This window comes from Rhodococcus sp. NCIMB 12038 (assembly GCF_002165735.1).
Classification (GTDB): domain Bacteria; phylum Actinomycetota; class Actinomycetes; order Mycobacteriales; family Mycobacteriaceae; genus Rhodococcus_F.
In genome coordinates, this window is the sequence record NZ_NHML01000008.1 from 289,169 (window position 1) to 301,347 (window position 12,179).

Sequence of the window (12,179 nt, forward strand, 5' to 3'; positions counted from 1 at the left end):
GTCGCCGCTCGTCCTTTCGCTCAGAGTTCGAGCAGCCGCTGGAAGAACTCGCGATAGCGTTTCAGCGCGAGACGGAGGTCCTCCGTGGAGCCCTCTTCACCTCGGGCCCATTGCTCCTCGAGCCGCGAGCGCGCCTCCGAGAATCCGGTCGTGATCCGGTCGACGACGTCGGAGACGAGGCCGTCGGCCTTCTGTACGCACTCTCGGGGATCGTCGACGAAGCCCGACTGAACCTCGTCCCAGCGCAGGCGAAGTACCGAAAGTTCGTCCTCGGCGAAAAGTGCCTGCCCGCCCGACGTGTCGGCGTTCTGTGCGGGCGGTTGGGATCCCTCAGCCGACGCGGATCGGGCTTCCCCCGCCGAGTCCGGGACCTCCGCAGGCCGCTGGGCCGCCTCAGCCGGCGCAGCGGCGGCCTCGGGAGCAGATTCGGTTGTTCCCGTGGGTGATCCGGTTCCCTCGGCCGCCGAGGCGGGGGCCTCGGCTGACGTTTCGACACTCCCGGTCGGGCTGGTGCCCTCGGGTTGCCCGTGTGGGGTTGTCATGCGCGTGTCTCCTTCGGCTTGTCCTTGTTCGGCTCGTCTTTGTTCTCATCCGTCTCGAGCAACTTCTCGAAAAGCTCGCGGTAGTGCACGAACGCCTCCCGCTGTTGCTCCGTACCGATCTCGCCCTGCTCCTGCGCGAGATAGATGCCGTGCGCCGTGCGGTAGTTCTCGACGACCTTCGGGTGGTCCACCGAAATGTCGGCCGCGCGCTGATCGAAGTCGTCGATCGGGTAACCACGTTCGCGCATGACGTGGATCACGAGCCGGTCCGCAGCGGCGACCGCACTCGACGGGTTGTCGACGAACTCGATCTGAACCGTCCGCCACGAATCGGCGTACTTCGCTCGCGCCTCCGGTGGCAACGCGACGATGTCGAGCTTCTCCCGCTTTCGTTCGCGGGCGGCGAGCTCCTTCTCGGCGGCGCTTTGGTCGCCCACCTCACCGACCGTCCGCTCGTATTCGGGGCCGAACCGTCCTTTCAGCCGTTCCGTCCTCTTGCGACTGTTGATCGAGCGGGAAGCGATGATCGCCAGCACCGCGATCACGACGAGCACCGCGATCAAGATCCATCCCCAAACAGGCATTTCCTCAGACCTCCTCGTCCCTCGACCGTGTACCCCGACTGCTCATTCGAAAACGGCCACCATGGCGGACCCCTTAGTCGATTTCGCAGTCCGGTAGATTGTTCGAATGTCTTAACATAGACTCGCGGCATGACCCTAAAGATTGGAATTGTCGGGTACGGCCTCGGTGGCCGGTATTTCCACGCGCCGTTCGTCGAAGCAGCCGAGGGAATCACACTGGGCGGCATCGTGACCCGGTCCGCCGAGCGCGCCGCCCAGGCTGCCGCCGACTTCCCCGGAGTGCCGGTGTTCGCGAGCCTCGGCGAACTCGTCGATTCCGGTGTCGACGCCGTCACGATCACCACTCCACCGCAGACGCGACGCGAGCTCGTGCTCGAGGCGGTCGGGCGGGGTGTGCACGTGGTCGCGGACAAGCCGTTCGCGCCGGATGTCGCGACGGCCCGCGAGTTGATCGCCGCCGGCGACGAAGCCGGGGTACTGCTCAGTGTTTTTCACAACCGTCGCTACGACGCCGACATCCGCACGCTGAAGTCGGTGCTGCCGCGACTCGGCGACATCTGGCGGGTCGAGTCGCATTTCGACCAGGACGGTGCCGACACCCTCGAAGCCGGCCCGACCGGTGGGTTGTTGCGGGACATCGGCGCACACGTCGTCGACCAGGTGCTGTGGTTGTTCGGTCCGGCTGACCGGGTCGACGCACACCTCGATTACGTCGACCGGCCGGAGGGACGCACCGACGCCGGCTTCGTCGTCAACATCACCCACCGCAGCGGCGTCTATTCGACCGTCTCGTCGACCAAGGTCAACCATCTGGAGGGACGTCGGCTGCGGGCGTTCGGCAGTGCCGGCAGCTATGTGGCGGACGGCACGGACGTCCAGGCGCAGGCCCTGTTCGCCGGGACGCGGCCCGTCGACGATCCCGCCGGGTGGGGTCTCGAACGACCGGAGCGGTGGGGTGTCCTGCACACAGCGGAAGGTCCGGAAACGATCCCGTCGGAGCGGGGTGCGTATCAGGACTACTACACCGAATTCGCGGCTGCAGTTGCCGGTACCGGTCCGCAACCGGTTCCGGCTCGCACCGCACTCGGCACCATCGCAGTGCTGGCGGCGGCACGCGAGGCCGCCGAAACCGGCCGCACGGTCGTCGTGCCACCCGTCGACTGACCGCTGCGCGCCGCTCAGCGTGCCGAGGAGAGGAACTCGGCGACAGCCGCGTTGACCGGATCCGGTCGCTCCATGTTCGTCGCGTGGCCCGCACGCGGGACAACGATCGACGTTCCCTTCGGCGCCAGTGCCGCGGCCGCCTCCGCGTGTGCCGACGGCCAGAATTCGCTCTCGGAACCGGCGACGAAAAGCACGGGAAGGTCGCTCGAGCGGATTGCCGGACGCCAATCGCGTTTCGCGTGGTCGTTCAACAGAGCGAGCTCCGGTTGCGACAGTTTCCAGTCGACGCGGCCCATCGCGGCGACGAAGCGGACCAATCGCATCCCGCGCTTCCAGATCGGGGTGCCGTGGCCGGTCGAGGGAATTCCGTCCGCAAAGTACGTGTCTACCTCGTCCGGTCCGTAACCGTAGAACCCGTATTCCCAGTCCGGTGTGTTGAGCATCGTCGGGGTCTGATCGACCACGACCGCGGCGCGAAGCCGCCCCGTGCCGTACGTGTCGACATACGACCAGATCGTGTTCCCACCCATCGAGCCACCGATCATCGCCGCATCCTGCAGGTCGAGTTCGTCGAGGAGCGCGTGCACGTGGTCGGCCCGTGTCTGCATCGTCGTTCCGTGCGGCATTGCCGGAGCGGTCCCGTGGCCCGGAAGATCCACGGCGACGACGCGGTGGCCGGACCGGATCAGCGACGCGATCTGATAGCGCCACGAGGTGGCGGGCGCTTTGAACCCTGCCAGCAAGATCACGTTCGACGACGACCGGCCGCCGTCACCGTGCACGGTGTAGTCGATTCGAGCCCCGCCGGATTCGATGGATGGCACTGCGTCTCCCGTCGCCCTCCTGCCAAGCGGCACGGTGCCCGCCTGCGTCACTGCGACGGTAGTGCAGCGCGAGGGAGCAATCCATGGAGAACTTCTCCACTGCACAAGGACTTCTGTGTGGAGTTCAGCGAGGCGGTGTGGGCCCGCGACGTCTGCAGAATTCCTGGACCGCCGGGTGTAACGTTCCGGGCCGTCGCGGACACCATTCGAGTAGCCGTGGACGTCGGGTCCACGCATTCGGACAGGACACCAGAAATGCACACCTCACTTCCCCACGAGGCTTCCCCCGCGTCGAATCGTTCGGGCGCAGTGAACACTCTCCGTCGAATCCCGCTGCGGAACCGGCTCGTCACGGTCGTTGCCACCGCTGCACTCGCGGTCATCCCTGTCGGAGCGGCCACCGCCGTCGCGGCGGCGACCGAACTGCCCGCAACGACAGTCTCCGCGCCGACCATCCCCGGCGACCGCGGCGACAACGGTGACGGCCCCCGCCATGATCGGCAACGCGACCAACGGCAAGAGCGCAGAGACCAGGGCATGACGCTCGACGAACTCCTCGTCGGGTGGAACAGCAGCCAAATTCATCAGATGTGACGTCGCGCGGTATCCGCTTTTCGTTCGTACCGCGTACGGGCGAGGGTGTATGCCGTGCAGAGCAACTCGCGGGTGAGCCCACTGGTGCGGGGACCGGGATTAACCACTGCCAGCCAGGCCGCGGAGCCGTAGACGGGGTGAGCGACGACCGTGTCGGGCGCGCCGGCGTCGACGTCAGGGGTTCCTTGTTCCCGCGGTGCGTGGCCGACCGCCGCGATGAACGCCTCCTTCCCGGCGTGGATGTTCACCCGGAAGGCCCCCTCACGGTCGAGCCGCGAATCTTCGTCACCCGGATAGTTTTTCGTGACGATCGTGGCGAACGGCTGGGTCGTCGTCGGTACGACCCCATCCGGTGAGTAGTAGAAGAAGGTGTCGCCCCAGCTGACCTCCGGCGAGCCGTCGCCCGGGACCGGCCTGAGGGTGAGGACGTCGTCGAGACCTTCCACGAAGTCGATGATGTCGTCTATCGTCATGCTTCCAGCGTTTCATTGAAGTTCGGGTGGAGACTTTGTAGAGCACGTGCAGGAGAAACAGGGGGTCGAGTCTCCACATGCAGAATTTCCGGACCGTGGACGTGGCCCGCCGTGCGGGGTGCTCCGTCCAGCAGATCCGCAACCTCGAACGCGACGGTGTGCTGCCTCCCGCCACCCGCACAGCCACCGGATACCGGATCTACACCGAGGTGCATCTGCAGTGCGCGCTGGCCTATCGAGAACTCGCCGTCGCCGCCGGTCCGGTCGACGCCAAACGGATCGTTCGCAGCGTGCACACGTGCCCGGCCTCGACGACGGTCGCTCTCCTCGACGCCGCACACGCCCGGCTCCACACCGAACGCGCTGAACTCGCGCTGGCGAAGAACGCTGCCGCGGTGATCTCCACCGAGCCGATCGACGACGTGCGGGCATCCGACTGGATGGGCGTGGCCGAACTCGCCGCCGCGCTCGGCGTCCGCTTGTCCACGTTGCGACACTGGGACACAGAGGGACTCGTCATCCCTGATCGGAACGCACCCACAGGAGCGCGCCGATACTCCCCGTCCCAGGTCCGCGACGCCCGCATCGTGCACCAGTTACGCAAAGCCGGCTACCGCATCGCACCCCTCCGCGCCGTGATGGCACAACTGCGGCGCCCACCCGGATCGGGCGACATCGGCGCCGCACTCGCCATCCGCGACGAGACCCTGACGACCCGCTCCAGGGCCCTGGTCGACGCAACCGCCGCGCTCGCCGGGCTTCTACCACCGTCCGATGTCAGTCCGCGCGCGACAGCACCGCCACCAGAAAGTCGGAGTCGTCGGTGAACGGACGCAGATCCCACGTCGAGAGCAGCAGATCCGCCCTCAGACCAGTGGCTGCGGCGTCCGCGAGGAAGTGTGGGAACTCGTAGCCCCGGTCGGCGCCGAATCCGACGATCACCCGGCCGGCCGGAGCGAGATGAGCAGCGAATCCCGCCAGCACCGACTCCCGGGTCGACGGCGCCAGGAAGGTCATCACGTTGCCCGCACACACGATCACGTCGAAATCGGCCGCGACGCCGCGGGAGGGCAGATCCAACTCCGCGAGGTCACCGACCAGCCACGTCGGGCCGGGGTGATCCTCCTCCGCGACGCCGATCAGCACCGGATCGACATCGACCCCGACCACGGCATGACCTGCATCGTGCAGATGGCCACCGAGCCGGCCCAGTCCGCACCCCGCATCGAGAACCCGGCCGCCACGGCTCAGCATCGCATCGACCAGCCGGGCCTCGCCCACGATGTCCTGGCCCTTCGCCTCCATCGCACGGAACCGTTCGACATACCACGTCGAATGCCCCGGATCGGCCGCGGTGATCTCCTCCCACCGGCTGGGGGTGCGCTCGCTCATTGTCGATTCCTCCTCGATCAGGCCCGTTCGGGCCACTGCCACCGTAGCGAACCCGGATCTCGCGAAACGTCTCGGTCACCGGGACGCCCGGGCCCTCCCGGCGAAGCCTCCGGGGAGTATCGAGCCATGCCCGAGTCCCTTCCAGACCGTGTCCAGATCACCGACCGACTGCATGTCGTGGCAATCCTGCTCGACACGAAGGACTGGCCGGGGTTCGCCGCGGCCCTCACCGACGACACCGTGGCCTACGGCCGGACGGGGCCTGCCGACGTGGTCGCGCGTGTCCGCTCCCACCTCGACGTCTGCGGCGCCACCCAGCACCTGCTCGGCAACATCCGCATCGACCTCGACGGCGACACGGCACGCACGACGTCGTATTTCCGGGCCTTTCACGTCGGCCTCGGCGACCGCGCCGGCGCGACGTACGAATGCCTCGGCGAATACCGGGACGAGTGGCGGCGCGGCCCGTCGGGCTGGTTGCTGTCCGGGCGGGAGATCGACGTGCGCGCCGAAATCGGCGATCGGAGTGTCATCGCGCCCCGCTGACCGGTCGTACGGCTCAGTCGTGCTCCCGGCACACCGCGGAGTCCGGATCCGGTGCGCAGATCTGCTGCCAGGTGTAGAAACCGGAGTTGACCACCACGTGGAGATTGTCCTTCGTGATGTTCTGCACGGGCAGGAAGACCGTCGGTACCGCCATGTACTGATTGTCGATCGTGCCGTTGATCATGTTGTCGGGTAGGTCCTGGCCGTGCAGGATCGACGTGGTCAGCTGCGCGGCGACCTTCGCCTGGTCGGACAGGTTCTTGAAGATCGTGTTGTCGAGGGAGCCCTGTGCGATGAGTTGCAGCGCACCGAGATTGGCATCCTGTCCCCCGGTGACCGGTATCCGTCCGGCCAGCCCACGGCTGGCCAGGGAGGCGACGATTCCGCCCGCCAGGTCGTCGTTCATGGTGACGAACAGGTCGATGTCGTTGTTCTCCCGGGTCAGGCATTCGTCCGCGAATGCCTGACCTTCGGCCGGGTCCCAGTCGTCGATCGTGGTCTCGCAGACCACGCGGATCTTGCCGCGGTCGATGAGCGGTTGCAGATACTCGTTTTGACCGAGCAGAAACTGGCGGGTTCCGTACTCACCCAGATTGCCCTGCACCCTGGCGACCTTCAGACCGTCGCCGGGCATCGCGGCGATCAGATCCGCGGCGCGACTCCCCTGTCGTCGTCCGACCTCGAGCGGATCGAAGATCACCTGAACCTCCGCCGGTCCGCCGACCGCGTCGTGGTCGTAGAGCACCACCGGAACGTTCGCGTCGGCGGCGGCGGTCAACGCTCCTCCCGAGAATCTCGCGTCCGCGGAGATCAGCACGAGCACTGACGCGCCGTCGTCGATCGCCGACTCGACCTGGCTCTGCTGTCGGTCGGGATCGCCCTCGGCGTTGCGGACCGTGACGGTGGCCTTGGGCGCGAACAGTTCGAGGAAGTCGGTGAACAAGGGTTCGTCGCGCTCCATGAACCGTGTGGTCGTGGTGTTCGGCAGGAAGAAATAGACCTTCTTCGCCCCGTTGTCGCCTGGCGGCGGGGCCGCGCACGCCCCGAGCACCATCGCGGCGACCGAGGCCGCGACACCGAACGCGCGCACTTTTGCGTTCACGACGCTCGTCTTCATGATCCGAGGACCTCCAGGCTGATTATGCCTGGTGTGGACATACCCGCGGGCGCGGGCTGCTACGCGTGCTCGTCGATGCTTTCGGTGTTTTCCGGCACCGATCGGCGCACACTGAGTGCAGGGATGAGGAGGAGAGGGTGTTCGACCAGGACCGCGGCACCGTATCCAGCGAAGAGCGTGACACTTCGCCGGCGGACGAGCACCTCCTGAAGGAATCCCTGCTCGTCGAACCCGACATCCGCCGACGCCCGTGGCGCGAATTTCTGGAGTCGACGCCGGGGCGTCTGTCCGTCCTCGCTGTCGTCCTCGTCGCGGTGGCGCTGACGGCCGGTGTGGTGACGTCCGCCGTGATCAACGCACGGCAGCAGCGAATGGAAACCCTTCGCGCCCATACGGAACCGCTGGCCGACGCCGCACAGAATCTGTTCAGCTCGCTGTCGATCGCCGACGCGGCGGCGACGTCGTCGTTCATCGCGGGCGCCATCGAACCGCTCGCGGTCCGCGACCGGTACAACCAGGCGATCGGCGACGCGTCGAACGCACTCGTCACCGCGTCGTACGGCGTCACCTCCGGTGATGTGGACTCGCTGCGCCTGCTCACCGAGATGTCGCGGCACCTCGCCGTGTACACGGATCTGGTGGCAACCGCACGGTCCAACGACTCCGCCGGAAATCCGGTCGGGGTGGCGTACCTGGGAACCGCGTCGGCACTGATGCAGGACACCATCCTGCCGCTGGCCGAACGTCTCTACAACGATCAGGCCGGTGCGGTCGCCGACACCCAGTCCCACACCGCGCGACTGCCCGTCACCGCCATCGTGGTCGCGTCGGCGGGGGTCGTCGTCCTCGGCGTCGCGCACGTCTACGTGGCGCATCGAAGTCGCCGTCGGGTCAATCCGGGGCTTGCGTGCGCGGCGGTCCTGCTCGCTGCGCTCGTGGTGTGGATCGTGGTCGCGGGACTGTTGTCGACGTGGGCGAGCGAACGCGCGCGGATCGACGGCGCCGAGCCTCTCGCGGCGGTCACGAAGGCGCGGATCCTCGCGCAGCAGGCCCGCGCGGACGAGACGCTCGGACTGCTCCGGCCGGGTTTCGATCCGGCGGGCAGCGACTACACCCGGCACACGGACGCCCTCACCTCGATTCTGAACTCGGACGCATCACCGGACGCCGTCGACGTGCCGGCGATCGACGATGCGTCCGCTGCGTTCGAGGGGTGGCGGAGCGCGCACGGTGAACTGCAGCGCAAGCTTGCGGCCGGCGACTACCAGGGTGCGGCGGACGTTGCGGTCGGCCCGGGATCGACGGCGTCGACGGCCCAGTTCCGGGCGCTCGACGAATCGCTCGAAGATGCCATCATCGCGCTGCGTGCCGAGGAACTCGACGCGATGCGTGAGTCGTACCGGACGATGGCGGCGCTCGCCGTGGGCGCCGTCGTGCTCGCCGTTTCCGCTGCGCTCGCCGTGATCGCGGGGATCGAGCCCAGGGTGAGTGAGTATCACTGATGGTGCGACCTTTCCGTTCACGGCGACCGGGGCTCTCTCGGCTGATCGGGAGCCTCGCGATCGGAAGTGTGCTGATCGCCGGTTGCGGGGCACCCGATGCACCCACCCCGATGTTCTCCGGAGACTTCACGGAGTTTCCCGTGTCGGTCGGCGCCCGGATCATCGAACCGGCCGAATCACCGCCACCCGCGGAGCCCGCGTCCTGCACACCGACGGCGAGCCTTCGTCCAGGGATTGCCGGCGTCGGCGGCACTCTCGACGAGATCCGGGCCCGCGGAACCCTGGTCGTCGCCGTCGATCAGAACACCAACCTGTTCAGCTTCCGCGATCCGACTACCGGCACCCTCACCGGCTTCGGCGTCGACCTCGCGCGGGAGGTCGCCCGTGACCTGCTCGGCGACCCCACCAAGGTCGAATTCCGGCCACTCGGTTCCGACGACGGCGCCGCCATGCTCGCGCATCGGGACGCGGACCTGATCGTGCGCCCGGTGGCACTGCCCTGTGAGAGCCCACAGGATCTGGCCTTCTCCACGGTGTATCTGGAGACGCCCCGTCGGCTCGTCGTGCGCGACGGATCCGGGATATCCGAACCCGCGGACCTGGCGCGGCGACGGGTCTGCACGCACGACGATCCGGCGTCCGTGTCGGCGCTGTCGCGCATCGCCCCCAAAGCCACGATCCTTGCCGTAGCCGACTGGGACGACTGCCTCATGGCCATCCAGCAACGGCAGGTCGACGCCGTAGTGGGTGCTGCCCACCTCGCCGGAATCGTCGCCCAGGATCCGAATCTCGACATCGTCGGTCCCGATTCCGATTCCGCCCGGTACGCCATCGCCCTCGCGCCCGGCAACGACGATCTCGTCCGGTTCGTCAACGGCACCTTGGAGCGAGTGCGCACCGACGGAACCTGGACTGCCCTCTACGATCGCTGGCTGTCGCCGCTCGGCCCGGCGCCCGCACCGCCGTCCCCGGAGTACCGGGACTGAAGCCGCAATTACCGGGCGACCTCGGGATCATCGTCGGCAACTGTCTGCGGAAGGCCGGTCCCCATCGGGTCGAGCAGGGCTGTCGTGCGGGCGCCCCATCGCTCGTGCGCGGACTGTCGGGTCATTCCGGCGGCCTTCCCGATCGTTGCCCACGTCGCGCCCTGAAAGCGCAGTCCGAGAACGGTTTCGATGCCGTCCAGCCCGGCGGCCAGCTGGATGCGAAGACTCAACAGATGCCAGGCCAGGGTGCGCTGGTTCGGAATGTCCGTGTTCTGCTCGGCATCCCATTCCGCCGTGCCGGGAAGCGGCCCGGTGCCGATGATTTCGTCGGCGTAACGGCTCGCTTCGGCTGCCGCAGCCGTGATCACGGCGCGTGCGGCGGCGTCGATATCGGCACTGATGGCACGTTCGACGAGTTCCATGTCGATCTCCCATTCTGTCAGGACAAGCCTGACAGCTGCTGGCATGGACGTCAAGGATTACCTGACACGTGCCGAATTACCCGGGCGATGCCGAGCCGAGCTGTACTGCGAGATCGGTGATACCGGTCGCCGAAATGTCCCAGCTACCCGTGGGCGCGAGATCGGTGGTCTGGTCGGGTCCGTGTTCGAGGGGCCGGAGAATGAACGCTGTCGCCAGTCCCGCAGCCTGCGCGGCCTCGAGGTCGCCGTTGTGTGCGGCCGCGAGCATGACTTCGCCGGGGTTGAGGCCGAGAAATTGTGCGGTGTGCAGATAGGCCCGGGGATGCGGCTTGTAGATCCGATTTATATCGGAGCCGATGATGACATCCCACGGGATTCCGGCATTCTTCGCCATGTCGAGCAGCAGAGAAGTGTTGCCGTTCGAGAGCGGACCGATGATGTAGTCGGACCGGATTGCGGTGAGACCGGGCACGCTGTCGGGCCACGGAGTGAGCTCGTGCCATGTGCGCGAGAGCTGGTCCAGCTCTCCGATGTCGTGATCCGTGGGGTCGATGCCCGATTCGAGGAGCGCGGCGTCGAGGTTTTCGCGGTGCAGGGTATCGGGCGTCACGAACTCGCGGGCACCGGACCGGATGGGTTCCATGGACGGCTGGTAGCGGTCCCGCCACCGGTCGGCGAACGCGGTTGCGTCCAACTCGAGCCGATGGCGTTCCGCGTAGCCCGCCACCGCGGAGGCGATATCGGTGCGCCAGTCGACGACGGTGCCGAACGTATCGAACAGCACGGCACGAATACTGCGTCCCGTCGACGGGGACCGGAACCGCACACCACCCATGAGGCGCCCTTCGCTCGAACACACGACGTCGCACCAGAATAGGCGCGGCGACTCGTCGTCGCGAGTCGCCGCGCGGATGGTTCAGGCGCGTCGAACGGGCATGATCGAACGCACCAGCGGGTCACGGAGGTATAGCCCGCCCCACACGAATATGCCCACATAGATCGGGAACAGGGTGGTACTGACGATCGGCTGCTCGGTGAGCATGTTGGTAGCGACGGCTCCACCGAGGTATCCGGTGAGCAGCACGGCACCCAGGATCGAGGTGACGGGCACGATGTAGAGAATCAGGCACACCAGCAGAACGACCCCGATCACGCGGTTGAGGTTCTCGGCGAAGCCCAGGTCGGCCATCGCCTCACGCACCATCTGGGTGTTCGCGATGTGGATGAGCGAGTCGAACAGGAGAAACAGCACCGCCAGTGCGCTGACGATCAGCCCCGCGACGCGGGCCTTCTTCGTCGTTCCGTCCGTGCGCGCGGATGTCGCGTCGGACGCTCCGGTGGCGGGAGGTGTCGTGGTCATGAGATTTCTCCTTGTTGTTCAGGAAGCTGCAGACCGCCGGCCTGAAATGCCTGCCGTCGGTGAAGCGCGGCATATTGTCCGCTCCAACACGCTTCGTGGGTCCTCACACCAGTACAGACCGGAGGTGACGGGAAAACTCACCGCAGCGGGGCGAACTTGGTGCGCCATCCACTCTTCGACCGCCCGCACAGAGGTTCTCACGGGTGGTTGGATGGACTGGTGCAACTCGTGATCGAGGCGACCGAGCTTCCCGGATCGTCGTGCCCGCCGGGGGCCGATTTCCCCGGCTACGACAACATCCATGTGGCCGTGCAGCGCCGTGGCGCTCCCGGCGATCTTCTCGACCTGCATCCCGGGGACGCGACCACCGCCCGCTGGGTTCTCGAGTGCAAGACGACCCCGACGCCGACAGGTCTCGACATCACCGGGCCGTACGTACAGGGCCGTCCCGGCGGGCGCTTCGTCTACCTGTCGTGGGGGTCAGTCGCCGAAGACGGTGGATTCGACATGTTCCGGCGGGCGAAGTTGATATGGGACGGGGTGGATCGGGCCACCGCGGACGCGGCGGCGGCGGCCGGACGCATCACCGCGCGACTCGGACTCACCGACGCCCGCGGGACCCCCTGTGCGCTGCAGTGCGTCCACCGTTGGTCGAGTGGTCTGCCTAGCCATC

15 protein-coding genes and 1 pseudogene are annotated in these 12,179 nt (G+C 67.1%); 7 read left to right on the forward strand and 9 right to left on the reverse strand.

Annotated features, from left to right (window positions below; genetic code table 11):
• Positions 1 to 20: 20 nt before the first annotated feature.
• Together CA951_RS14655 and CA951_RS14660 are read right to left on the reverse strand one after the other, a co-directional pair.
• Complete coding sequence (locus tag CA951_RS14655) at positions 21 to 542, reverse strand: hypothetical protein (RefSeq protein WP_087557502.1); 522 nt, start codon at positions 540 to 542, stop codon at positions 21 to 23.
• On the reverse strand, positions 539 to 1,126 hold the full coding sequence (locus CA951_RS14660; protein WP_087557503.1) for a hypothetical protein: 588 nt from the start codon (positions 1,124 to 1,126) through the stop codon (positions 539 to 541). The genes CA951_RS14655 and CA951_RS14660 overlap by 4 nt, the downstream gene beginning before the upstream one ends.
• Before the next feature lie 129 nt (positions 1,127 to 1,255).
• On the opposite strand from CA951_RS14660, the gene CA951_RS14665 reads away from it, so the two are divergent.
• On the forward strand, positions 1,256 to 2,290 hold the full coding sequence (locus tag CA951_RS14665) for a Gfo/Idh/MocA family oxidoreductase (protein WP_087557504.1): 1,035 nt from the start codon (positions 1,256 to 1,258) through the stop codon (positions 2,288 to 2,290).
• A 14-nt stretch (positions 2,291 to 2,304) separates the two neighbouring features.
• On the opposite strand, the gene CA951_RS14670 is transcribed toward CA951_RS14665, so the two are convergent.
• Positions 2,305 to 3,114: an alpha/beta fold hydrolase gene (locus CA951_RS14670; RefSeq protein ID WP_087557505.1), complete on the reverse strand. Its 810-nt coding sequence runs from the start codon at positions 3,112 to 3,114 to the stop codon at positions 2,305 to 2,307.
• A gap of 309 nt (positions 3,115 to 3,423) precedes the next feature.
• Here CA951_RS14670 and CA951_RS14675 point away from each other — a divergent pair, with 309 nt between their 5' ends.
• Positions 3,424 to 3,708: a hypothetical protein gene (locus CA951_RS14675; protein WP_256973664.1), complete on the forward strand. Its 285-nt coding sequence runs from the start codon at positions 3,424 to 3,426 to the stop codon at positions 3,706 to 3,708.
• Here the strand turns inward: CA951_RS14675 and CA951_RS14680 are convergent.
• Positions 3,699 to 4,181, reverse strand: a complete 483-nt coding sequence (locus tag CA951_RS14680; protein WP_087557507.1) for a DUF6194 family protein — start codon at positions 4,179 to 4,181, stop codon at positions 3,699 to 3,701. The two genes, CA951_RS14675 and CA951_RS14680, sit on opposite strands and share 10 nt — an antisense overlap.
• 77 nt (positions 4,182 to 4,258) lie before the next feature.
• Here CA951_RS14680 and CA951_RS14685 point away from each other — a divergent pair, with 77 nt between their 5' ends.
• On the forward strand, positions 4,259 to 5,008 hold the full coding sequence (locus CA951_RS14685) for a TioE family transcriptional regulator (protein ID WP_087557508.1): 750 nt from the start codon (positions 4,259 to 4,261) through the stop codon (positions 5,006 to 5,008).
• Here the strand turns inward: CA951_RS14685 and CA951_RS14690 are convergent.
• Positions 4,959 to 5,573, reverse strand: a complete 615-nt coding sequence (locus tag CA951_RS14690; RefSeq protein WP_087557578.1) for a bifunctional 2-polyprenyl-6-hydroxyphenol methylase/3-demethylubiquinol 3-O-methyltransferase UbiG — start codon at positions 5,571 to 5,573, stop codon at positions 4,959 to 4,961. The two genes, CA951_RS14685 and CA951_RS14690, sit on opposite strands and share 50 nt — an antisense overlap.
• 126 nt (positions 5,574 to 5,699) lie before the next feature.
• Here CA951_RS14690 and CA951_RS14695 point away from each other — a divergent pair, with 126 nt between their 5' ends.
• The gene (locus CA951_RS14695) at positions 5,700 to 6,119 is read left to right on the forward strand and encodes a nuclear transport factor 2 family protein (protein WP_087557509.1); all 420 of its coding nucleotides are present in this window, start codon (positions 5,700 to 5,702) and stop codon (positions 6,117 to 6,119) included.
• Between the two features lie 13 nt (positions 6,120 to 6,132).
• Here CA951_RS14695 and CA951_RS14700 read toward each other — a convergent pair whose 3' ends face one another.
• Positions 6,133 to 7,236 (reverse strand): substrate-binding domain-containing protein, encoded by a 1,104-nt coding sequence (locus CA951_RS14700; protein WP_256973665.1) that lies wholly within the window; start codon positions 7,234 to 7,236, stop codon positions 6,133 to 6,135.
• 137 nt (positions 7,237 to 7,373) lie between these two features.
• On the opposite strand from CA951_RS14700, the gene CA951_RS14705 reads away from it, so the two are divergent.
• Positions 7,374 to 8,738: a hypothetical protein gene (locus tag CA951_RS14705; RefSeq protein ID WP_087557510.1), complete on the forward strand. Its 1,365-nt coding sequence runs from the start codon at positions 7,374 to 7,376 to the stop codon at positions 8,736 to 8,738.
• Entirely contained in the window at positions 8,738 to 9,724 is a 987-nt protein-coding gene (locus CA951_RS14710) for a glutamate ABC transporter substrate-binding protein (RefSeq protein ID WP_087557511.1), read from the forward strand. The genes CA951_RS14705 and CA951_RS14710 overlap by 1 nt, the downstream gene beginning before the upstream one ends.
• 8 nt (positions 9,725 to 9,732) lie before the next feature.
• Here CA951_RS14710 and CA951_RS14715 read toward each other — a convergent pair whose 3' ends face one another.
• The 3 genes from CA951_RS14715 to CA951_RS14725 form a co-directional block, all read right to left on the reverse strand.
• Positions 9,733 to 10,146, reverse strand: a complete 414-nt coding sequence (locus tag CA951_RS14715) for a hypothetical protein (RefSeq protein ID WP_087557512.1) — start codon at positions 10,144 to 10,146, stop codon at positions 9,733 to 9,735.
• Positions 10,147 to 10,222: 76 nt separating this feature from the next.
• Positions 10,223 to 10,981 (reverse strand): haloacid dehalogenase type II, encoded by a 759-nt coding sequence (locus CA951_RS14720; protein ID WP_087557513.1) that lies wholly within the window; start codon positions 10,979 to 10,981, stop codon positions 10,223 to 10,225.
• Between the two features lie 81 nt (positions 10,982 to 11,062).
• A complete protein-coding gene (locus CA951_RS14725; protein WP_087557514.1) occupies positions 11,063 to 11,506 on the reverse strand; it encodes a DoxX family protein in 444 nt (147 codons plus the stop codon).
• A 219-nt stretch (positions 11,507 to 11,725) separates the two neighbouring features.
• Here CA951_RS14725 and CA951_RS44235 point away from each other — a divergent pair.
• A pseudogene (locus CA951_RS44235) lies at positions 11,726 to 12,174 on the forward strand (DUF5990 family protein).
• The last annotated feature ends 5 nt before the right edge of the window (positions 12,175 to 12,179 follow it).